The following is a 20,187-nucleotide window of genomic DNA, read 5'->3' as shown; positions in this document are numbered from 1 at the left end:
CCTCAAAATTCAAACATCCAGCACCAGGGTGTCGCTGCCCTGCGCCGGGGCGGCGCAGCAGATCAGCACTTCGTCGTCCGCCAGGCGCATGGCCGGCGGGGTGAGGTAATGCACCTGGCCGCTGGTAAGGCGGGTTTTGCAGGTGCCGCAGGACCCGCCGCGACAGCTGAACTCCGGATTCAAGCCACGCGCCTCGGCCAGTTCGAGCAAGGTGCCGCTGCCCGGTTCCCAGCGTGCTTCCTTGCCGGACGTGGCAAACAACACCTTGACCGGCTCTTCGGCGACCGGTACTTGCGGCGGCGCCGGGGTGCTGATTTCGACATCGCGGATCAGCGTCGACGGGCCGAAGGTTTCGGCGTGGATGCGATCGTCCGGGATGCGCATTTTGCGCAGGCCGTCGTACAGCGCCTGGGTAAAACTGCCCGGGCCGCACAGGTAGAAATCGTAGTCATCCAGCGGCAGCAGGCTCTTCAGCAAGGCGATGTCGATGCGCCCGGCATGATCGTAACCCTGCGCTGTTGCTTCCAGCGGCGGCTGGCTGACCACGCGCAGCACCTTGACCTTGTCACCGGCGCGTGCAGCCAAGGCGTCGATTTCTTCGCGAAAGGCCAGATCCTCGACGGTGCGACTGCTTTGCACCACCCAGGTCGGGCGCATGCGGCTGATGCGTTTGCCCTGATAGACCACCTCGCGCAGCATCGACAGCAACGGCGTCACCCCAACCCCGGCGGCCAACAGCACCAGTGGCCGGCGTTCGGTGGCGTCGACGGTGAAGTCGCCTTGCGGCGCGCGGGCTTCGATCAAGTCCAATGCCTGAACGCGATCATGCAGATGCGAGGAGACCGAGCCATCGCGTTTAACGCTGATACGCAGAAACTCGTCCGACGGCGCGCTGGACACGCTGTAGGTGCGGATCGACGCGGCATCCTGGCCGTCGAGCAAGACCTTGATCGGCAAGTGCTGGCCCGGTTCGAAGCGCGGCAGGCCGAAGCCGTCGTTGGCTTGCAGGTAAAACGAACGGATCTGCGGACTCTCATCGACCACCCGCGTGACGTGCAGCGCGCGCCATTGATTGCGCAGCGCCTCGGCCTGCAAACGCTCGCGGGTCTGCTCCCAGCTGCCGGTCATTTGCGAATTGGGCGAATCGCCTTGCGGCTGCTCGGCCCAGCGTAGTGGCAATGCGGCCTGACGGTAAACGATGCGCTGCGGCTTGAAGCGCCACAGGCGCTCGGCGCCCTGGAACGCGGCGATTTGCGGATCGTCGAGCAGCACTTCTGCGCTGCCGGTCATCTGCAACAGATCGCCGCTTTCAAAATCGATGAAGGTCAGCCCGGCGCGCGGGTTGAGCAGGATGTTGCCCAGGGTGTTGAAGAACAGATTGCCGGAGAAATCCGGGATGGTCAGGGTGCCGTCCTCGTCCATATGGACGAAACCGGATTTGCCGCCGCGATGGGACACATCGACCTGGCGCTCACCGTCGCGCACCACATAAGTGGCCACGTAGAACGAATCGGCGGCGGTGATCATGTCGCGCACCAAGGGTTCGCTGACAGGCAGGTCGAGCGCGGTGTCGGTGGTTTCGTCGACGAACGCGTAATGGCGCAGATTGATGTAGCGCGGGCAGTTGCCGTAAGCCTGGGTCACGCCGATCTCAAGAATGTTGTCATCGCGGCGGCTGATGTTGCCGTTCATGCGATTGCGCCGACGGGTGTGCAGCTCGATGCCGAGCATGCCGATCGCGTCGCCGGGCTGCAGGCCTTGATTGGCCGGGTCATTGGGCTGGGCGTCAAGTTTGATCTTCAGAACCTGTGGTGACGGCGAATCCATGAACCCCGGTTGACCGGTGCGCAGCGTCGCCCACGGGTCGCCCTGGCCATCAACGGCGCCGAGCACGACGAAGGGCAGTTGCGCATAGAACTCGCGGTGCTGATCCGGCATCCAGTCGCGGGCCAGTTGCCGCTGGCCGACACCGACCATCATTTCCACCGCGCCGACGGCACGTTGCAGGGTCAGCTCACCTTCATGCCAGGGCGAGGGCTGCGGTTTCGACGCTGTGTCCATTTCGATTCTCCTCGGGTGCAAACGGGCCGGTGAGCCGCCAGGGGCTGAAGCTCAAGTGGGCTCATGTTCGCCCTCGGCCGGTTGCGAGGGAATGGCCAGAAACTGCAATCCACTGTTTCACGCGGTGAAATGATCCCTACGCGCGCCTAAGGACGAGGATGATTATTTCACTGGCTGAAATGCTCGATTGTATTTGCTGAGGATTCCGCGATTTGCGGCAGGGGAGCAGGATGAGCCCATCGACACGATCAGCGGGTCGACCTCAAATAATCCAGGAGCACGTCATGTCCCAGTCAGCCGTCAAACTGTACCGCCATCCGTTGTCCGGCCACTCGCATCGCGTCGAGTTGATGCTGTCCCTGCTTGATGTTCCGACCGAACTGGTATTCGTCGACCTGATGAAGGGCGCACACAAAACCCCTGAATTCCTCGCCCTAAACCGTTTCGGCCAAGTGCCGGTGATTGACGACAACGGTACGGTGCTCGCTGATTCCAACGGTATTCTTGTTTATCTGGCGAGCAAATACGGCAACGGCCAGTGGCTGCCGAGCGATCCGGTCGAACAAGCCAAGGTGCAACGCTGGTTATCGGTAGCTGCCGGGCAGATCAGCTCCGGCCCGGCCACGGCGCGCTTGATCACGGTGTTCGGCGCCGGTTACGACGCGGCTGATGCGATCAAGCGTTCCCACGCTTTATTGCAAGTGATGGAAGACGAGTTGGCCAACAGCGCATTCCTTGCCGGCGACAAGGCAACCGTTGCCGATGTGGCCGCCTACACTTACGTAGCCCACGCACCGGAAGGCAATGTCTCGCTTGAGGATTACCCGAATGTGCGGGCGTGGCTCGGGCGGGTCGAGGCGCTGCCGAAATTCGTTGGCATGCAGCGCACAGCGGTGGGCCTGCAAAGCGCTTGATATCAGCACACGCCAAAAAAACTTGTGGGAGCGGGCTTGCCCGCGATAGCGGTGGGTCATTCAGCATCGTTGTTGACTGACAGGACGCCATCGCGGGCAAGCCCGCTCCCACAGGGTCGGTGGGTTTTCAAAGTCTTCGACAGGTCCCCAGCTATGGATCGTTTTCAGGAAATGCGCATGTTCCTGGCCGTGGCCGAGGAGGGCGGCTTTGCGGCGGCGGCCCGGCGTTTGAACACCTCGCCCCCCAGCGTCACCCGCGCCATTGCCGCGCTGGAACAACGCATCGGCACGCGCCTGTTGTCGCGCACCACACGCAGCCTGCACCTGACCGAAGCCGGGCATCGTTATCTGGACGATTGCCGAAGAATTCTGTGCGACGTCGACGAAGCCGAAGAGGCGGCCGCCGGCAGTTACCGGGTGCCGTGCGGGCACTTGAGCGTGACCGCGTCGGTATTGTTTGGCGAGTTGTTCATCGCGCCGTTGCTGGCGCAATACGTCGATGCGTTTCCTTCGGTGCATCTGAAGGCTTTGCTGGTTGATCGCGTGGTGAACATGGCGGAAGAGGGTATCGATGTCGCCGTGCGCATCGGCCATTTGCACGAGAACAATCAGCATGCAATCAAGGTCGGCGAGGTCCGTCAGGTCATCTGCGGCACCCCCGATTACTTCGCCCGCTATGGCCGACCGCAACATCCGAACGAGCTGAGCCGCGCCAATATCGTCATGTCGTCCGCCAGTCATTTGCTCAGCGATTGGCAATTCGCCCATGCCGATGGCCCGTTGAGTTTTCGCTTCGAACCGCGTCTGGTGGTCACCGCGAATCAGGCGGCGATCAACATCGCCAGTTCCGGTTGGGGCATTACCCGGGTGCTGTCCTATCAAGTCGCCAGCCAGGTCGCGGCCGGTGAACTGGAATTGGTGCTGGAGGCCTTTGAGCCGCCGCCGTTACCTGTGCAACTGGTCTATCTGAAACATCCGCGCGTACCGGCGAAGGTGCGCACGTTTGTGGATTTTCTCAGCGAGCGGCTGCAACACCACCCAGCGCTGAAAGCCGTGAACAGGGTTCACGGCTAAGGCTTCAAGGTTCAACTCAGCGCTGGATCACTTCGCGGCCGCAGCCGTTTCGATCAGGCTGGCAACGGCTTTCGGGTTGGACACCATCACCACGTGCGAAGCGCCTTTGACCACGACGGTCTGCTTGGAGTGCGCGCGCTCGGCCATGAACGCCAAGGCTTGCGCCGGGATGTTCTTGTCCTGGTCACCGTAGACGAAGTACGACGGCACGGTTTTCCATGCAGGCTCGGTGGCGGCTTCGTTGAGCGCGGCGACGGTCACCGGGCGCTGGGTGGCAGCCATCAACTTCGCATCTGCCGGGGAAACATCGGCTGCGAACTGCTCATGGAATTTGTCCTGCTGGATGTACAAATCCTTGCCACCATCGCTCAGCTCAACCGGGGCCGACAGGGTCGGGCCGAGGGTGCTGCCAGGGAAACGCCCGGACAGCTCAGCGGCGGTTTCACCCTTTTCCGGTGCAAAAGCTGCGACGTACACCAGCGCTTTGACATTGGCATTGCCGTAAGCGGCTTCGCTGATCACTGGGCCACCGTAGGAGTGGCCGACCAACACCACCGGAGTTTTCACGCTGGCCAGCACATCCGCCACCGATTGCGCATCACCCTTGACCGAGCGCAGCGGGTTCGCGGCGGCGATCACCGGATAGCCATCCTTCTCGAGAATCTTGACCACGCCGTTCCAGCTGCTCGAATCGGCAAAGGCACCGTGCACCAGCACCACGGTAGGTTTGACCGGCGCGGCGAACGCAGCGGTGGCGCCGAACATGGCGGCGGTAAGGGCGAGGGTTGCGAAGACTTTGTTCATGGTGATGTCCTGTCGATTGGTTGGGGTAGGAATTGAAGCGACAGGGGTATTTAGCGCGCTAAATGTGTCAGTTCTGTGTGCGCACGGCCGGACTTCGCATGCGTGTGTATCTGTGTCGGCGAAAGCTACACGCTGATACAAAGCGATCCATTCAATCAGATCGCGCGGCGGACTTTGCCCGGGGCCTCGCCGTAGATTTCCTTGAATTTCTTGCTGAAGGCAGCCTGCGACTGATAGCCGACCTGCACGGCAATGTCATTCAGGCCCAGATGCGAATGGCTGAGCAGACTGAATGCCAGCTCCATGCGCAACTGGGTCAGCAGCACCCACGGCGATACGCCAGCGACCCGGGCAAAGGTGCGCATGAACGTTGCACGGGACATGTTCGCGGTGTCGGCCATGGCCTCGATGGTCCATTCGTGCGCCGGGTCGGCCAATATCGCCTGACAGGTGCGGCCGAGGCGCTGGTCGCCGAGCAGCGCCAGGGTGCTTTTGTCGTGATCGGCACGCGCCAGGTGCGCACGCAGGATCAAGGTGAACAACGCTTGGGACAGTGAGTCGAGGAGGAACCGTGCACCCGGCTGTTCGCTGTCGGCTTCGCTGCGCAATAGCGCGACCAGGGCTGTCAGCGGCGCATCCACCGGCAAACCATCGTTGGCAATCAACAGGTAATCGGGGAGGGCGGCGAACAGCATCGATGCGCGGTTGTAATGAAAGCCACCGCAGAGCATGTCCAGATCGGCGCTCGCGCCACCCAGCCGATAGATCGGCAACACCCCGCCGGGAATCAGCGTTGGCAGCATTGGCGCTACATCTTTACCGCCGCTGTGCAGCACATGCGGCGTGCCCCGTGGCAACAGCAGAATATCGCCAGCGCGCATCGCCAGGCGTTGCCCGCTGGCCAGTTCCACCCGGCATTCACCTTTGAGCACGATGTGATAGGGCGCCTTGCCCAAGGCTTCCTGTTGATGATCGCGCGCCCAGTCGCCTTGAAACTGGCAACGCAGATCGAGGCTGCCGCGCACGTTGGCCAGGCTGATGAGCTTATCGAGCGAGTTCATTGGCACCCATCATGAAGGAATCCGCAAAGTTGAGACGATTGAGCAAGACGTTGAGCATGACCGACAAAAGCGCGATTCGGTAGCACCGCAGACTGACTCCACTTTCATTGATCTGGAGACGTCGCATGTTCACCTCAATCAACGCCGGACTACAACAGCTCGGCAAACTCGATCGCCTCGGTATCCCGCTGATGCGCGCGGCCATCGCCATCGTCTTCCTGTGGATCGGCGCGCTGAAATTCGTCCCGTACGAAGCCGACAGCATCACGCCCTTCGTCGCCAACAGCCCGGTGATGTCGTTCTTCTACGAACACCCGCAGGACTACAAGGCGCACCTGACCCATGAGGGCGAGCTGAACGCCGACAAGCGCGCCTGGCAGACCGCGAACAACACCTACGGTTTTTCCACCGGGCTTGGCGTGGTGGAAATCGTCATCGGTCTGCTGGTCCTGTCCAACCCACTTTCCCGCCGCACCGGCCTGCTCGGTGGCGCGCTGGCGTTCGCTACGCCGCTGGTGACCCTGAGCTTTCTGGTTACCACGCCTGAAGCCTGGGTCGCTGCGCTGGGCGATGGTCAGCATGGCTTTCCCTATCTGTCCGGTGCCGGACGCCTGGTGCTCAAAGACGTCCTGATGCTCGCCGGAGCGCTGCCGGTCATGGCCGATTCCGCGCGCCAATTGCTGACTGAACGTCAGGCCTGAATTCCTTCCCCTTTATAGAGAGATCACACCATGAAAACGTTTATTGCTTTGACCCTCACCATCCTCGCCGGCAACGTGTTCGCCGCCACCGAACCTGCACAAACCGGCGTGCCACTGGATATCGCCAAAATCATCAGCATCACCGACACCAGCGCCGCCTGCGGAATTGTTCCGGTGGAGGTCGTCTATGAAGACAGCCACGGCCAGCGGCATGTCGCCACGTACAGCGTTTTAGGCGATGGCTGCGGTGGCGATTAGCTCAGGTTTGGCCCATAACCGCAGCGGACTCGATTTTCTCAGTCCGCTGCAGCGTTTCCGGAACAGCGATCAACAGCAGCAGAAACGCTGCTCCTGCAATTGCGGCAAGGGTTAGGAATGCGGCGCTGTAACCGGCGGCTTCGACGACAAAACCGGCTAGCCCGTTGCTCAGCGCCGCGCCCAGGCCAAACGCTGTGGTCAGCGCGCCGAGGCTGACATTGAAATGCCCGGAGCCGAGGGTCAGATCCTTGACCATCACTGGAAACAGCGCACCGAACAAACCAGCGCCGACGCCGTCGAGCAACTGCACGGCGACCAGCCAGTACGGATCATCCGAGAAGGTGTAGAGCAAGCCACGCAGCGGCAGGATCAGAAAACCCGCCAGCAATAACGGTTTGCGCCCCCATACATCGGCTTTCGCGCCGGCCAGCAGCGCCATCGGCACCATCACCAGTTGCGCGGCGACGATGCACGCCGACGTCAGCGGTGTGGCCATGTGCAAGTTGGCTTGCGCGAGTTTCTGGCTCACCAGCGGCAGCATCGCCGCGTTGGCCAAGTGGAACAGCGCGCAGCACAGGGCAAACATCAGCAACGGGCGATTGCTCAGCAGTACCTTGAACCCGGACGGCTGATGGCTTTGATCGCCAGGCTGCAAACCGCGCGCGACGTCGTGATCAATCGCCTCGGCCGAGACGAACAGCACGGCAATCACGCTGGCCAGCGCCATGACCGCCATCAGATAAAACACCGCCACCGGACCAAACAGATAGGCAAACAAACCGGCTAATAACGCTGCGCACGCGTTGCCGGCGTGGTTGAACGTCTCGTTGCGACCGGTACGCCGGGTGAATGCTCGCGGGCCGGTGATGCCCAGGGTGATCGCGGAGATGGCCGGGGCAAAAATAGATGCTGCCGCCGCGCTCAAGGCTTGAGTCAATGCCACCAGACTGAATGACGAAATGAACGGCAGGAGCAGACAACTCACCGTGACCAATAGCGCGGCGATGATGACCAGCGCCCGTTTCGCCCGGCTGCTGTCAACCAGCGCACCAGCGGGCGTCTGCGTGATCAGTGCGGCGATACCGGCAATGGTCATGACCACGCCGATACTGGCCGGGTCCCAGTGGTGCACGGCGAGCAAGTAGATGGCGAGGTACGGCCCGAGGCCGTCGCGAACATCGGCGAGGAAGAAATTCAGACTGTCCAGCGAGCGGTTGTTGCGGCGATCGAGATGGCTGATCACGGTGGGCAGTCTCTTGAAAGTGAGGTCTGCGTAAATGTATCAACCTCGGCAAACCTAATGACCGAAGCGGCGGGGGATTAGTTGCAGAACGGCGGAGCAGTTGCTGCTCCGCAGATATTCATGCATCAGGCGTTTGCAGTATTTCTATCCATAATGCGCCTTTGCCGGAGGCCGCTTCACCGACACGCTTCAGCGCGCCATCCTTGCTCACCGCGTACGTACCGACCTTGGCGCTTTTCTCGCCCGTCACCAGCAGCCAGTGGCCATCGGGGGAGAAGGCGATATTTCGCGGTTGCTGTTCTTGCACCGGGTAGTTATCGAGGAACTTGAGTGCTCCTGATGCCGGATCCACGGCAAATGCCGAAACGCTGCTGCTGGTGCGCTCACTCATCAGCAGCAGTTTTCCATCCGGCGACATGCGCAGGTCGGCAGCCCAGATGCGCGGGGTCGGATCGTCTTTCAAGTCGTTGTTGCGCGCATCACGGACTTCGCCGTGGGCCAGTTTCAATCGCTCGGGAATGCCGTTGGCTTCAGCGATTCGGGTCAACGCGCCGCTGGCCTCGTCGATCGAAAACGCCGTCACGGTGCCGCTCATTTCACCGACGACGTAAAGGAATTTGCCGTCGGGCGAGAACGCCAGGTGCCGAGGCCCGGTTTTCTCCGGAACACTGACCGCGCCGCTGCCGATCGCGCTGAGCTCGCCAGTCTCGGCATCCAGGCGATATTGCAGCACCTTGTCGGTGCCCAGGTTGCCAGCGTAGGCAAAGCGATTGCTCGGCTCGGTGCGAATCGAATGCGCGTGCAGGCCGGTCGGGTAGCGCAGGATGTTGGCGGAAGGTTGCTGATCCTCGCCGATCTTTTGAACGCTGAGCGCATCGGCGCCGTAGGACGCGGCGAGCAGGTACCGACCTTTTCGATCGGTCGACAGGTAGGCCATGCTCTCTGCCAGGGGCGCTTGGGTGAATTTTGTCAGGCGACCGCTTTGGCGATCGATCCGGTAACCCAGCACCTGAAAGGGTTTGACGCGCAAGGCTGCAAACAGCACCTTGCCATCCGGGGAGAGAGCCATGGGATTGACCTGATCACCGGCCTGAATCTGCTCAACGAGGGTGAGCGCGCCATTGCTCTGATCAAGGCGATACTGCGAGATCAGACCGTCACCGGGGCTTGAGATGTAGGCATAGGTGGCGGCATTGGCCGTCACGCTCAACGTGGAGGCGAGCGCAGCAATCAAGAGCGTTCTGTTCATCATTTTAGCCTTATTGTTGTTGTGATCAGTCATCCTATGAGTGATTGGCGAAGGCTTCAATGTCTATTTCATGGAGCTGGAACGTCGCCTAGCCTGGTTTTATAGACGCGTATTAGAGGATGTTGATCAGCAGAAATGATCGAGCAGCACGGTAATCAGCGAGTTGTGAAACATTTTTACATACTCTCCTGTTAGCGTTGTTGTACGACATCCTACCTAATGTGCGCACTGCATCAATTCTCACAAAAACAATAACGGAGATACCCCTATGACGAGCATGGCTCCACTCGATCATCAGGCCGCTGCAAAACCGCAAAACCTGTTCCTGCGTACGCTGAAACTGCTCGGCCCTGGCATTATCGCCGTGCTGTCGTGGCTCGGTGCGGGCGATCTCATCACGTCGTCAGTGGCCGGTGCGAATTACGGCTACGCAATGATGTGGGTGCTGGCGGTCTCGCTGTTGCTCAGGTACCTGATCGTCAACATCATTGCCCGGTTCCAGCTGTGTAATAACCAGGGCATGACCATCCTGCAGGGCTACGCCCAGCTCAACCCGGTGTTTGCCTGGTTCATGTTGGTTTATGCCTTGTTGATGGGGCACTTGATGAACGCCTACATGATCAAGGGGGCAGGGGAGTCGCTGGCGATGCTGTTCAAGATCGATCAGCCATTGCTGTGCTCGGTGGCGGTGGTGCTGGCGGTCTGGATGCTGGTCGGGCGCAACATCTACACGATGATCGAAGGCGTGATGAAGCTGCTGCTGGCGATCATGACCCTGGCGTTCATCGCTTTGGCGGTGATGTCCGGTCCGGATGTCAGCGGCATCATCAAAGGCACCATCGGCTTCAGCATTCCACCGGACGAAGGCGTGCATGGCGCGTTGCTGGTGGCGGTTTCAGTGATCGGCGCGGTTGCCGGCTCGATCGCCAACTTCGTGCACCCCTATGTCATGCGCCAGAAAGGCTGGACCGGGCCGCAGCACAAGCGCATTCAGCGTAACGATCTGCTGTTTGCGGTGTTCGTCGGGATCATCATCAACCTGGCGATCTGGATCGTCGGTGCGGAAATCCTGCGGCCCAACGGCATCGAGGTGAAAACCTTGGGCGATCTGGGCAAGGCGCTGGAAATCTTCTTCGGCCCGATCGGCTGGTACGTGTTCTTCATCGGCGTGTTCGCGACGCTGTTCGCCAGTATTTCAGGCAAGACCACGGCGTTTCCGATGCTGATCACCGATGCCTTCCAGCATGTTCGTCCTGAGCGTCGCGAGAAGTACGGTAAAGAGTTCCATCACGACCCGATGCACAAGTGGTTCATGCTGTTCATCCTGGTCACGCCGCTGATCTGGTCGATGCCGGGCATGCCGGATTTCGTCACACTGACCATTGGTGTCAGCGCATTGAACATCATTGGTTTGCCGGTGATTTCCCTGGGCTTGCTGATCATGTCCAACCAGAAATCGCTGCTGGACAAGCAATATCGCAACAACCTGTTTGAAAACATCGCGCTGATGTTTGCTACAGGTCTGGCGCTATGGGTAGCGTTCCAGTTGGGCGTTGATCTGTTTACTTGACGGGAAGCAGTCGAGGGGGCACACGCCCCCTCGAATCGCCGCTTACAGCGGCACATCCATTTCGATCCGGCGCCAGGCCGCTTCGGAAAAGCTGTACACCGAAAACGCGATCAGCCCTAACGCCATCAGCATCAACAGCACGCCGCCTGCCGGCAGATTCTGCAAAGCATCCAGCGCTTCCTTCATGCCGGGTGGATTGGTTGCCTGGTAAACCGAGCCACTGACCGCCATCAACACTGCAATCTCGATAAACACCACGCCTCGGGCGATCAAGCCAAAGCGCGACACCGGGCGCACGTAACGCATCACTTCGTCATCCGCTTCGAAGTACTTCTCGAACGAGGCCTTCCAGCCTTTGATGATGTGGGCGATACCGACACCGAGCGGGATCAGCGCGATCAGGTAGATCAACAGGTTCGAATGCTCGAATGACAGCAGCTGCGCGAGCAGATCCTTGGTCTTGCCATCGCCGGAACCGCCGGAACTCCTGAGGCCACTCACCAACAGACCCAAGGCAAAGAAGGCCAGCGCCGCGTTGACCAGACCGCCGGCGAGCAAACCTGCGCGAATGACCAGGCCTTTGAACTCGCTGCCGTGGTGGTCGACATCGCGGATCGCTTGCAGCGCACGCCAGGCGGCGAAGGCCAGCAGGCCGGCGACCACAACACCGATCAGCACGTAGCCGAAGGGCTGGCTGAGCAACGCTTCGAGGCTTTTGTGACTGTCTTTCGGTTTGGTGGAGTCGTGCGCCGCCAGCAGCGCGAAGATGCCGATGATCAGATACAGAACGCCGCGCGCGGCGTATCCGCCTCGGGCAAGCAGGACAAGTGTGTGTTGAGTGGACATGGGATTTACTTCCAGGGAATCGATGTGAAGCAGACCCGTGGACGGAGCAGGGGTTCGATAAATGCGTCGCCGGTGGGCGACGCGCGCTTTATCAGCCTGCCATTCAGCGCTCGCCTTGCTTCGGCGTCATAACGGCGTGGTCAGCGAAAACGGAATGCGCAGCTCTTCGACCGGCCCTGAATCCCGGCCGCACATTTCGTCGTGCACGCATTGCTGCACCAGCACGCAGGGAAACGCCGGCACGGTTTGCAGCAAGTCGCGAAGGTGGGTGATTGAACGCAGGTGCATTGGCTTGGCCGCGTCATCGAGCAAGGTGAACTGGCCCTGATCTACGCGAATTCTCGCCAGATAAAATCCACCTTCGAGTGACAGCAGCTCCAGTTCGCGAACTTCACTGTTGGCCGCACGTTCGGTGAGGGTTTGCAGATTCATGCTTCACTCCTTGCCTACCAGGGCAGGCGTTCTCCATCGTAGGCGAAGAAATGGCCGCTATCGGCCGGCGTCAGCGTGTCAATCAGACTCAGTAATTGCGCAGCGGCAATGTCTGCCGGGCGGGCGCTTGCGGCTCCGCGAAAAGGTTGCGACAACGGCGAGACCACCGTGCCCGGGTGCAGGCTGAGCAAGCGACTCTGCGGTCGCGTGCGCGAAAGCTCGATGGCGGCGGTCTTGATCAGCATGTTCAGCGCAGCCTTGGAGGCGCGATAGGCGTACCAGCCGCCCAAACGGTTGTCGCCGATGCTGCCGACTTTTGCCGAAAGCATCGCCATCGCGCCTTGAGGTGCAAGCAATGGCAGAAAGTCGCGCAGCAGCAATGCAGGCCCCAGCGTGTTGACTTGAAACACGGCCTGCAGCGACTCGGCTTCGATTGCGCTGTAGCTTTTTTCCGGCTTGATCCGGTCACGATGGAGGAGGCCGGCCGCGTGAATGATCAGGTGAAAGGGCGCTTCGCCTGCCAGTTCGGCGGCGGCGCTGGCGATCGTTTCGGGCTGCTCGAGGTCGAGCTTCGGCACAGTTTTGCGTCCCAGCGTACGGACGCTGGCGCAGCGTGGATCCTGCTTCAAATGTTGGCAAAACGCCGTGCCGAGGGCGCCACTGGCGCCGATCACCAAGGCGCGATAACCGTCGCCGAACGAGGCCAGGGTCAACCCACTGCTCATGGGTTCGCTCCAGCGTTCTGGCGCCGGAAGAACACCGTCACCTGACCGACTTCGAAACCCCACTTGGACATACGGGTGCGGTTGATCAACGTGTCTTCGTCGACCAGGTACATCCAGTCGTCCATGCTCATCTCGTAGGTCGAATCATCAACTGGCAGGTTCAGGCGATAACGCCAGTGGAAGGTGTTGCCTGCGATCTGGCCCTGAGCAACTCCGACCACATCATGCGCGCGACCGCTCCACTGACCATTGCCCCCGGGAGTGAGGGTCCAGACTCGGCGTTCACGGGTGCCGTCGCTGTAACGGAAGCGCTCGTCGAGGATCAGGTTTTCACCTTCACGACGGCTGGCGATATCAACCTCGAAACGCTTGACCACTTCGCCGTTGCGTTTCTGAAACATCCCCCAGGCTTTGACGGGCTGGCTGAAGAACTGCTCCAGACTCAATGCCGGTTGCTGATCCGCATAACGAGCAACATCGACACTGCCGCAGCTTGCAATGCTGAGCGCCAGTCCTAACAGCAGCAGAAATCGGGTCATCTTCCTACTCCTTGTGCTTGTACAGTTAACAGGCCGTGTATAGGCCTAGCGCCGGCCGATGAGCTGGAGAAATTCCTGCTGCGTCGTCGAGCTGTCGCGAAAGGCACCGAGCATGACCGAGGAGGTCATGATCGAATTCTGCTTCTCGACACCGCGCATCATCATGCACATGTGCCTGGCTTCAATAACCACCGCGACACCGGCAGCATCGGTGATCTGCTGGATCGCCTGAGCAATCTGCCGAGTAAGGTTTTCCTGGATCTGCAGGCGCCGCGCGAACATGTCGACCACCCGCGCCACCTTCGAAAGCCCCAACACCCGGCCAGTGGGGATATACGCCACATGCGCCTTGCCGATAAACGGCAGCATATGGTGCTCACACAGCGAATAGAGCTCGATGTCGCTGACGATCACCATCTCATCGCCCTGCGACTCGAACAGCGCACCGTTGGTGACGTCTTCCAGGCTCATCGCGTAACCGTTGCACAGGTATTGCATCGCCTTGGCGGCGCGCTGGGGCGTGTCCAGCAAACCCTCGCGTTCCGGGTTCTCACCGACGCCAACGAGGATTTCACGGTAATGGCTGGCTAGTAGTGGGCTCATTCGGGTTACTCGTGGCGGTGCGGGTTAAGGACACAGTCGGGTGAAAAGGTTGTACGCATACAGGTTGGCTGTATAGGTTTTATTCAAGATAGGCCGAAAAAAATCAACTGACAATGAATCGGTGATTTTTTTGTGCGGGTTTGGGATTTCAGGCAGGACAAACCTGGGGTCAGGTTTGGTGAGCGGCTTGCGTGGCGCCGATGTACGGGCGTCTCAGCTCATAGCTGCCGGTGGCGGATGGCAGCTATCGGCCAGAGCGTACGCCCAGCGAACTTTTTTCAACCCAAAGCGCTCGTCATCATGTTCAAGTATTATTGCGTCGATGCTCGGACTATTCATAGGTAGGTTGATGCATGGCCAGAAGCATTAGGCTTCAACAGAAACTTCATTCAAAGTATCTCATTGAGGTAGCGGGAGAGGTGGTGCTTGATGACTGCCTTGTTGAAAAGCTATGGGCGCTCAACAGAGGTGACAGGTTTGAGTTGAACTCACGCTCCATCGGTTTTGGACCTGTTCAAAAATACCGCTTGGAATACGCGATAACGAGAGGCCCCATTCCTGGGCATTGGCTCTACAAAGAATTTGACCCAAAGGAACTGACATTATTTTTTACGGCAAAAGACTTTGCCGGCATTTGCCATGGCTGGACCTTGTTTGACGAGTGACCATTCACGGTTCGCTGCCTGGGAGGCAGCTTCCGGCCAAAAACAGTCATTCAGGTATGCCGATAAAACCATAATCGGCCATACGTAGATGGATGGAAATTTATTGCCTCAGCGAGCTTGCAAGAGCGAGCCAACCAGCGAGCCTTTGACCTATCGAGTACTCGACACGCTAGCTTGTCTGGACGGGTTTTAAGGTTGTCAGAGTTCTTGGGTTGCCATAATCGGATGCACGAGAATCGGCCACGCGAGTGATGAACTCACGTACCCATTTGAAGCCGGCGTGCCCATCCGACCGCTCATGCCAGAACAAGCCAATCGCAAAACCTTCCACCGGCAAGGGAGGGGCTACGCACAGCAGTTGCTCGCTGCGACCGTCTACAAGACGACTTGGAACCAGGGCCACACAATCCGACTGCGCGACCAACTCCGGTACTGGAAGAAATGACGACGCTGAATGAACGACGTTACGCCGCAGCCCGTGCGCTACCAAGGCGTGATCCACCGAGGTAGAGAAGCCTCCGCCGCGCAGTGACACCACGACATGTTCCAGCTGCGCGAACTCATCCACGGTCAGGCCCGCGCGCAGGCTTGGATGCCCACGACGCCCGATCAGCACGTAACTCTCATCATAGAGGTGTTGCGAGTGCAGTGCGGGCGGAACCCCGTTCATGTTTATCACGGCCAGATCCACCTCGCCGCGGGTCATCTGCAGCTCCAGCTGTGGTACGTCCAGGACGCGCAGTGCGATGCGGACACCCGGCGCTTCGCGTCGCATGGCGACAACGAGATGTTTGATCAAAACCGCCTGCACGTAATCCGTGCAGGCGATTGATACCGTCAGGCTCGCCGTCGCGGGCTCGAAATTCAGATGAGTAGTGACGGTCGCCCTTACCTGGTCAAGTGCCTGGCGAAGCGGCACGAGCAGCTCCAAGGCTTTGACGGTGGGCGTCATTCCACGCTGCGCGGGGATCAGAAGAGGGTCGTTGAAGACGTCGCGCAGACGGCTCAACTGAGCGCTGACTGCTGGCTGGCTCAAATGCAGACGAGCGGCAGCCCGGGTCACGTTCTGCTCAATGAGAAGGGCCTCCAACGTCACAAGCAGATTTAGATCAAGGCGTCTGGTATCCATCGATCTTATGTTAGCAGCAAAATTTTGCGATTTCACAGATGGCCCGAGCCCCGCGACACTCCTTCGAAATCACAGCGGAGCCGTCCTTCATGTCGAAAAAAGTACTGATCATCTATGCCCATCCCGAGCCTTCGTCGCTAACGCGGCAACTGGTGGATGTGTCTGTTGAATGCTTGACTGCGCAAGGACACGAGGTCCTGCAATCCGATCTATACGCCATGGGCTGGAAAGCGATATTCGACGAGCACGACTTTCCTCAGCGGGCCAACCCTCAGCGGCTCTCGTTCGGAGCAGAGTCCGCCCACGCCTATCGTCATCGCAGCCAAAGCCCTGACGTGGCGGCGGAGCAAGACAAGGTTCTAGCGGCAGACGTAGTCATCTTCCAGTTTCCGCTCTGGTGGTACGGCATGCCTGCCATCATGAAGGGATGGATAGATCGCGTCTGGGCAGCCGGACTCGCCCACGGCTACAAGGACGCTGGCAACGCCTACCGCTATGGTGACGGCGCTTTCAAAGGCAAGCGGGCCATGTTGTCAGTCGCTGTCGGCGGCCCCGCAGAAGACTACTCGCCGCGCGGCATCAACGGACCACTCGAGCAATTGCTGTTTCCGATCACGCACGGCTCGCTCTACTTTCCTGGGTTCGATGTGCTGCCGACGTTCGCCATATACGGCACTGGCAACTTGACCGCCGCAGATGCCGTCGCAGCTAAAGAGGCTTGGCGCACCCGACTCGAGGATTTGTTCACAGATGCGCCAATACCCTTCCGGCCCCAAAACGGTGGGGACTACACTCCCCGCAATGAGCTTAAACCGAATGTGGCCGTGGGCCAGAGCGGCATAATGGCGCACGTTGCTTATGGTGAAACAATCCAGCGCAAGCAGCTGAAAACGGAGGAGGTGACATGAAAACCTTCGTGATTCTGACTCGCCGTGCTGATGGAGCGGCAGAAGACTTCAAGCGGCTGGCGAAACCGGAGGTAGTGCACGTTTGGCAAGGCTTCGCTGGCGGTATCGTGCGCGCAGTTCATGGGCTGGCCGATGGTCCCGGTGCCGCGTTTGAACTGGAGTCCGTCACCTTCGAAGAGGCGCGTGATTACATCGAGGCGCTGCCTTACGTCAAAGGGAATCTGCTACACGTGCAGTACTGCGCGCTCAAGCCCTTCTCTGATTACGAGAAACTCGTTTCCTCCTGATGAGCGATCAGCGCAGATCAACTCCCGTTTGCACGGCGCTGCATGCTGCAGCCAGATTTTACGCGCAACATGCAGCGTCAGGCCGGGACTCGTTTGATGCGAAGAGGGCTGGCACTGGCGGCTTCTGCCGTTTCCGGCCTGTTGCGAAGGCCTGTAATTGACTCATAGCCACGCTTTGACTCCCGCAGCCTGACTGATTGCAGGTCAAAATTTTACGGAGAATTTACGCAGTCTTTATTGAGGGCATCCGATACTGCGCGGCGCTAATTTGGAACGGTATCGTGATGTCCCTCGCAGCAATTCGGCTTATCGGCTTCATTTTGGGTATTTTTTTGATCACCCTGGCGGTAAGCATGGCTATACCCATGATGACGCTGGTGATCTATGAGCATAGCGACGAACTGTCGGCCTTTCTCTGGTCGAGTCTGATTACCTTCATCTGTGGTCTGCTGTTGATCGTGCGAGGGCGTCCGGAGACTGGCAATCTTCGGCCCAGGGACATGTACCTGTTGACTACCGCTAGCTGGGTTGTTGTGTGCGCCTTCGCAGCGTTACCCATGGTTTTCATCAGTGATATCAGCTACACCGATGCGTTCTTTGAAACGATGTCGGGCATCACCACCACTGGCTCGACGGTACTCACCGGTCTGGATATCGCCTCTCCCGGCTTGTTGATCTGGCGTTCCATGCTGCACTGGTTAGGCGGCATCGGTTTTATCGGAATGGCTGTCGCGATTCTTCCGCTCTTGCGAGTCGGCGGCATGCGTCTTTTTCAGACAGAGTCCTCGGACTGGTCGGAGAAAGTGACACCACGTTCTCATGTCGCAGCCAAGTACATTCTTTTGCTCTATCTGGGCCTGACGGGTATCGGCACTTTGGCGCTCTGGCTCGCAGGAATGACCCCATTCGAAGCGATCAACCACGCAATGTCGTTGATCTCTACCGGCGGGTTCTCGACGTCGGACTCCTCCCTCGGGCACTGGGAGCAGCCAGCAATCCACTGGGTGGCGGTAGTCATCATGATCCTGGGCAGCCTGCCATTCACCTTGTACGTCGCAACCTGTCGGGGCAATCGGCGTGCGCTGATCAGGGACCACCAGGTACGCGGGTTTATTGGATTCCTGCTCGTCACATCGTTGGCAGTAGGTACCTGGCTGTATTTTCACAGCGACTACGGATGGTGGGACGCGTTTCGTATCGTGGCGGTCAATGTGACCTCGGTCGTCACGACCACCGGAATTGCGGTTGGCGACTACACCTTGTGGGGCAGCTTCGCTGTGTTGCTGTTTTTCTATCTGACCTTCGTCGGTGGCTGCTCCGGCTCAACGGCAGGCGGGCTGAAAATCTTCCGTTTTCAGGTGGCTGCCGCGCTTCTGGTCAGCAGCTTGAAGCAGTTGATTCACCCTCGGGCCGTGATTCAGAAAAAATACAACGGCCATCCCATCGACGAGGAGATCGTCCGTTCGCTGCTGACCTTCTCGTTTTTTTTCACCATCACGATTGCCGCCATCGCTTTGGGCCTGGCACTGATCGGGCTTGATTGGATTACCGCTCTGAGCGGTGCCGCTACGGCGGTGTGTAACGTCGGCCCCGGCCTGGGCACAATCATCGGGCCGGCAGGTAATTTCTCGTCACTGCCGGATGCGGCCAAATGGCTACTCACCGTTGGCATGCTGCTAGGCAGGTTGGAAATCCTGACGGTGTTGGTGCTCGTGACCCCGGTCTTCTGGAGATATTGAGCCAGTCAATCGCTGGCAGAGACGCCGATTGTTGCCTGTTACGGTGATAGCACGGCGGTCATGGTTTTACCGCGTGATGATCGTCAGTACGGGGAGCGTCCGTCGGTTTATTCTCCGGTACTGTAAAACTCACTGTCGTACTGGTGATGATCTGGTGCGTCGGGTCGGCCACTTCCAAGAGAACCTTGTGAGGACCGGGCGTTAGCCCGACCAGGATAATCGGGTCTTCACTGGTGTGCGCCCACGTACCTTTCCAGTCATCGACGGTCACGTGAAGGTGACCTAAGCGTGGTGATACCTGCGCAGCCACCTTGCCAAATACCGGCATGATCCTGGCGTGCTCTGTTCGAAACTGGATGATGACCACTCCACGGGCGAGCGGCTCGGCAAGCGGCGGGTAGGCAATGAGTCTCGGCGCACTCTCGGATGCCAAGGGCAGTATCGCCAGCGGAGAATCGCTGTCTGCTGCCCCTTGTCCGAGCACGGATGGGCAAAAGCAGACACCCAAAGCCAGGGCCAATAGACTTCCGGGAGCGAGGGACATGATCGGTTTCTCCGCGTGATTTCATTCAAGCGTAGATCAACCTGGGTATTGCCCGCGGCTCATTTGAAAATGGAATCATCCAACGTATCTCATCGATACTGACTGGCCGCTTCTGGCCGATCTCCGTGTCACGGATCGCCAAATACCCAAAAGCGGCCACCCTTGTGTTTGTGTACTATCTCAATTCGCTAGCGCCAGTGAGCGCGGGTCTCGATACCCGCTTTGTCACGTTTATCTGATGACAGTCCAAGTCGACCTCTGCCGAATAAGCCCCGGGGGAAAACGGGACCACCCAATCAGAAGCTGCTTTCGAACCATAGCTGTCGCTTAACAGCAAATCTGCCAACATGTTTTCTAACAGGCTTGTCCTGAATCCATCGCAAAACCGAACTCACGAGTACTTTGATCATATGGCCACAGGTCTTAGTGATGCCGAGCTTGATTACGTACTGGGGATGATTGAGAAAGCCCCAAACACCGAATTAAATGTTATGTGTGAGCACCTGCAGATCGACAGCCGCGATCTTCTCAATCAGTTGGCGATCTCAGTGGCAAGACTGTTTATCACCGGCGGCCGCGATTTTCACTACTGTGATGAGGTGATGAATATTGTCATCAGCGATATCGTCGATCTGTCCTTGTACGCAGAGATGCCCGAGCCGGCATTTTCGATCTATCAGGCATTTGATGCGGGCGAGTATTGGCACAGCGGCGATGACCGGGAGGTATTCCCTTGGGAGAGGTGGACCCGTCCTGAGCTTGAGAGAATTTTGCGTGAGGTCGGCGGCTAACAACCAAGTCGAAGGTGCCCGCGGTAACGCGGGCACCGTTTTCT

At 59.2% G+C, this 20,187-nt stretch carries 22 protein-coding genes; 10 read left to right on the top strand and 12 right to left on the bottom strand.

All coding sequences use genetic code 11. The features are described 5' to 3' along the window. Positions 1-9: 9 nt before the first annotated feature. Complete coding sequence (locus tag AB4N85_RS08985) at positions 10-2,061, bottom strand: 2Fe-2S iron-sulfur cluster-binding protein (protein ID WP_375123738.1); 2,052 nt, start codon at positions 2,059-2,061, stop codon at positions 10-12. 284 nt (positions 2,062-2,345) lie between these two features. On the opposite strand from AB4N85_RS08985, the gene AB4N85_RS08980 reads away from it, so the two are divergent. Together AB4N85_RS08980 and AB4N85_RS08975 are read left to right on the top strand one after the other, a co-directional pair. Then, the gene (locus AB4N85_RS08980; RefSeq protein ID WP_252886230.1) at positions 2,346-2,975 is read left to right on the top strand and encodes a glutathione S-transferase family protein; all 630 of its coding nucleotides are present in this window, start codon (positions 2,346-2,348) and stop codon (positions 2,973-2,975) included. Between the two features lie 153 nt (positions 2,976-3,128). Further along, entirely contained in the window at positions 3,129-4,049 is a 921-nt protein-coding gene (locus AB4N85_RS08975) for a LysR family transcriptional regulator (protein WP_236168792.1), read from the top strand. Positions 4,050-4,076: 27 nt separating this feature from the next. Here AB4N85_RS08975 and AB4N85_RS08970 read toward each other — a convergent pair whose 3' ends face one another. Then, on the bottom strand, positions 4,077-4,853 hold the full coding sequence (locus AB4N85_RS08970; protein ID WP_252867638.1) for an alpha/beta fold hydrolase: 777 nt from the start codon (positions 4,851-4,853) through the stop codon (positions 4,077-4,079). Positions 4,854-5,008: 155 nt separating this feature from the next. After that, complete coding sequence (locus AB4N85_RS08965) at positions 5,009-5,914, bottom strand: AraC family transcriptional regulator (protein WP_252867637.1); 906 nt, start codon at positions 5,912-5,914, stop codon at positions 5,009-5,011. Between the two features lie 125 nt (positions 5,915-6,039). Here AB4N85_RS08965 and rclC point away from each other — a divergent pair, with 125 nt between their 5' ends. Both rclC and AB4N85_RS08955 read left to right on the top strand, forming a co-directional pair. Then, entirely contained in the window at positions 6,040-6,615 is a 576-nt protein-coding gene (gene rclC / locus AB4N85_RS08960) for a reactive chlorine resistance membrane protein RclC (protein ID WP_252867636.1), read from the top strand. Positions 6,616-6,645: 30 nt separating this feature from the next. Continuing rightward, positions 6,646-6,873 carry a DUF2790 domain-containing protein gene (locus AB4N85_RS08955; protein ID WP_252867635.1) on the top strand — a complete coding sequence of 76 codons (228 nt, stop codon included), beginning with the start codon at positions 6,646-6,648 and terminating at the stop codon, positions 6,871-6,873. A 1-nt stretch (position 6,874) separates the two neighbouring features. Here the strand turns inward: AB4N85_RS08955 and AB4N85_RS08950 are convergent, their stop codons facing one another. Further along, on the bottom strand, positions 6,875-8,116 hold the full coding sequence (locus tag AB4N85_RS08950) for an MFS transporter (RefSeq protein WP_252867634.1): 1,242 nt from the start codon (positions 8,114-8,116) through the stop codon (positions 6,875-6,877). Positions 8,117-8,234: 118 nt separating this feature from the next. Continuing rightward, the gene (locus tag AB4N85_RS08945) at positions 8,235-9,368 is read right to left on the bottom strand and encodes a lactonase family protein (RefSeq protein WP_435406325.1); all 1,134 of its coding nucleotides are present in this window, start codon (positions 9,366-9,368) and stop codon (positions 8,235-8,237) included. 274 nt (positions 9,369-9,642) lie between these two features. On the opposite strand from AB4N85_RS08945, the gene AB4N85_RS08940 reads away from it, so the two are divergent. Then, positions 9,643-10,935: an Nramp family divalent metal transporter gene (locus tag AB4N85_RS08940; protein WP_371699886.1), complete on the top strand. Its 1,293-nt coding sequence runs from the start codon at positions 9,643-9,645 to the stop codon at positions 10,933-10,935. A 42-nt stretch (positions 10,936-10,977) separates the two neighbouring features. On the opposite strand, the gene AB4N85_RS08935 is transcribed toward AB4N85_RS08940, so the two are convergent. The 5 genes from AB4N85_RS08935 to folE form a co-directional block, all read right to left on the bottom strand. Beyond that, on the bottom strand, positions 10,978-11,781 hold the full coding sequence (locus tag AB4N85_RS08935; RefSeq protein WP_056786090.1) for a DUF1206 domain-containing protein: 804 nt from the start codon (positions 11,779-11,781) through the stop codon (positions 10,978-10,980). Between the two features lie 126 nt (positions 11,782-11,907). Beyond that, positions 11,908-12,213 carry a DUF6482 family protein gene (locus AB4N85_RS08930; RefSeq protein ID WP_016774774.1) on the bottom strand — a complete coding sequence of 102 codons (306 nt, stop codon included), beginning with the start codon at positions 12,211-12,213 and terminating at the stop codon, positions 11,908-11,910. 14 nt (positions 12,214-12,227) lie between these two features. Continuing rightward, positions 12,228-12,938: an SDR family oxidoreductase gene (locus AB4N85_RS08925; RefSeq protein ID WP_125927069.1), complete on the bottom strand. Its 711-nt coding sequence runs from the start codon at positions 12,936-12,938 to the stop codon at positions 12,228-12,230. Beyond that, a complete protein-coding gene (locus AB4N85_RS08920) occupies positions 12,935-13,477 on the bottom strand; it encodes a DUF3833 domain-containing protein (RefSeq protein WP_122746185.1) in 543 nt (180 codons plus the stop codon). The genes AB4N85_RS08925 and AB4N85_RS08920 overlap by 4 nt, the downstream gene beginning before the upstream one ends. A gap of 45 nt (positions 13,478-13,522) precedes the next feature. After that, positions 13,523-14,080 (bottom strand): GTP cyclohydrolase I FolE, encoded by a 558-nt coding sequence (folE, locus tag AB4N85_RS08915; RefSeq protein WP_252867632.1) that lies wholly within the window; start codon positions 14,078-14,080, stop codon positions 13,523-13,525. Between the two features lie 353 nt (positions 14,081-14,433). Between folE and AB4N85_RS08910 the strand changes: the two genes are divergently transcribed. Next, positions 14,434-14,745 (top strand): hypothetical protein, encoded by a 312-nt coding sequence (locus AB4N85_RS08910; RefSeq protein WP_130927275.1) that lies wholly within the window; start codon positions 14,434-14,436, stop codon positions 14,743-14,745. Between the two features lie 169 nt (positions 14,746-14,914). Here AB4N85_RS08910 and AB4N85_RS08905 read toward each other — a convergent pair whose 3' ends face one another. Then, positions 14,915-15,874, bottom strand: coding sequence for a LysR family transcriptional regulator (locus tag AB4N85_RS08905; RefSeq protein ID WP_050977893.1), 960 nt, complete (start codon positions 15,872-15,874; stop codon positions 14,915-14,917). A gap of 89 nt (positions 15,875-15,963) precedes the next feature. Here AB4N85_RS08905 and AB4N85_RS08900 point away from each other — a divergent pair, with 89 nt between their 5' ends. The 3 genes from AB4N85_RS08900 (at position 15,964) to AB4N85_RS08890 (ending at position 18,808) form a co-directional block, all read left to right on the top strand. Next, positions 15,964-16,782 carry an NAD(P)H-dependent oxidoreductase gene (locus AB4N85_RS08900; protein ID WP_252867631.1) on the top strand — a complete coding sequence of 273 codons (819 nt, stop codon included), beginning with the start codon at positions 15,964-15,966 and terminating at the stop codon, positions 16,780-16,782. Beyond that, the gene (locus AB4N85_RS08895) at positions 16,779-17,069 is read left to right on the top strand and encodes a hypothetical protein (RefSeq protein ID WP_122706234.1); all 291 of its coding nucleotides are present in this window, start codon (positions 16,779-16,781) and stop codon (positions 17,067-17,069) included. Before AB4N85_RS08900 ends, AB4N85_RS08895 begins: the two co-directional genes overlap by 4 nt. Positions 17,070-17,353: 284 nt before the next feature. Beyond that, positions 17,354-18,808: a TrkH family potassium uptake protein gene (locus AB4N85_RS08890; protein ID WP_252867630.1), complete on the top strand. Its 1,455-nt coding sequence runs from the start codon at positions 17,354-17,356 to the stop codon at positions 18,806-18,808. 58 nt (positions 18,809-18,866) lie between these two features. Here the strand turns inward: AB4N85_RS08890 and AB4N85_RS08885 are convergent, their stop codons facing one another. Continuing rightward, positions 18,867-19,352, bottom strand: a complete 486-nt coding sequence (locus AB4N85_RS08885) for a DUF6130 family protein (protein ID WP_252867629.1) — start codon at positions 19,350-19,352, stop codon at positions 18,867-18,869. 410 nt (positions 19,353-19,762) lie between these two features. Here AB4N85_RS08885 and AB4N85_RS08880 point away from each other — a divergent pair, with 410 nt between their 5' ends. Beyond that, a complete protein-coding gene (locus AB4N85_RS08880; RefSeq protein ID WP_122507382.1) occupies positions 19,763-20,143 on the top strand; it encodes a hypothetical protein in 381 nt (126 codons plus the stop codon). Positions 20,144-20,187: the final 44 nt, after the last annotated feature.

The organism is Pseudomonas sp. H1_G08 (genome assembly GCF_054681355.1).
Note: the sequence above shows the minus strand (reverse complement) of the source record. Positions and strands in the feature narration are given on the sequence as shown.

Excerpts from the sequence above, each read along its gene's own strand:
- AB4N85_RS08895 (WP_122706234.1), top strand. The coding sequence starts at position 16,779 with ATGAAAACCTTCGTGATTCTGACTCGCCGTGCTGATGGAGCGGCAGAA.
- AB4N85_RS08880 (WP_122507382.1), top strand. The coding sequence starts at position 19,763 with ATGGCCACAGGTCTTAGTGATGCCGAGCTTGATTACGTACTGGGGATG.
- AB4N85_RS08945 (WP_435406325.1), bottom strand. The coding sequence starts at position 9,368 with ATGATGAACAGAACGCTCTTGATTGCTGCGCTCGCCTCCACGTTGAGC.
- AB4N85_RS08925 (WP_125927069.1), bottom strand. The coding sequence starts at position 12,938 with ATGAGCAGTGGGTTGACCCTGGCCTCGTTCGGCGACGGTTATCGCGCC.
- folE (WP_252867632.1), bottom strand. The coding sequence starts at position 14,080 with ATGAGCCCACTACTAGCCAGCCATTACCGTGAAATCCTCGTTGGCGTC.
- AB4N85_RS08940 (WP_371699886.1), top strand. The coding sequence starts at position 9,643 with ATGGCTCCACTCGATCATCAGGCCGCTGCAAAACCGCAAAACCTGTTC.
- AB4N85_RS08905 (WP_050977893.1), bottom strand. The coding sequence starts at position 15,874 with ATGGATACCAGACGCCTTGATCTAAATCTGCTTGTGACGTTGGAGGCC.
- AB4N85_RS08965 (WP_252867637.1), bottom strand. The coding sequence starts at position 5,914 with ATGAACTCGCTCGATAAGCTCATCAGCCTGGCCAACGTGCGCGGCAGC.
- AB4N85_RS08920 (WP_122746185.1), bottom strand. The coding sequence starts at position 13,477 with ATGACCCGATTTCTGCTGCTGTTAGGACTGGCGCTCAGCATTGCAAGC.
- rclC (WP_252867636.1), top strand. The coding sequence starts at position 6,040 with ATGTTCACCTCAATCAACGCCGGACTACAACAGCTCGGCAAACTCGAT.
- AB4N85_RS08885 (WP_252867629.1), bottom strand. The coding sequence starts at position 19,352 with ATGTCCCTCGCTCCCGGAAGTCTATTGGCCCTGGCTTTGGGTGTCTGC.
- AB4N85_RS08955 (WP_252867635.1), top strand. The coding sequence starts at position 6,646 with ATGAAAACGTTTATTGCTTTGACCCTCACCATCCTCGCCGGCAACGTG.
- AB4N85_RS08935 (WP_056786090.1), bottom strand. The coding sequence starts at position 11,781 with ATGTCCACTCAACACACACTTGTCCTGCTTGCCCGAGGCGGATACGCC.
- AB4N85_RS08985 (WP_375123738.1), bottom strand. The coding sequence starts at position 2,061 with ATGGACACAGCGTCGAAACCGCAGCCCTCGCCCTGGCATGAAGGTGAG.
- AB4N85_RS08970 (WP_252867638.1), bottom strand. The coding sequence starts at position 4,853 with ATGAACAAAGTCTTCGCAACCCTCGCCCTTACCGCCGCCATGTTCGGC.
- AB4N85_RS08900 (WP_252867631.1), top strand. The coding sequence starts at position 15,964 with ATGTCGAAAAAAGTACTGATCATCTATGCCCATCCCGAGCCTTCGTCG.
- AB4N85_RS08975 (WP_236168792.1), top strand. The coding sequence starts at position 3,129 with ATGGATCGTTTTCAGGAAATGCGCATGTTCCTGGCCGTGGCCGAGGAG.
- AB4N85_RS08910 (WP_130927275.1), top strand. The coding sequence starts at position 14,434 with ATGGCCAGAAGCATTAGGCTTCAACAGAAACTTCATTCAAAGTATCTC.
- AB4N85_RS08980 (WP_252886230.1), top strand. The coding sequence starts at position 2,346 with ATGTCCCAGTCAGCCGTCAAACTGTACCGCCATCCGTTGTCCGGCCAC.
- AB4N85_RS08890 (WP_252867630.1), top strand. The coding sequence starts at position 17,354 with ATGTCCCTCGCAGCAATTCGGCTTATCGGCTTCATTTTGGGTATTTTT.
- AB4N85_RS08930 (WP_016774774.1), bottom strand. The coding sequence starts at position 12,213 with ATGAATCTGCAAACCCTCACCGAACGTGCGGCCAACAGTGAAGTTCGC.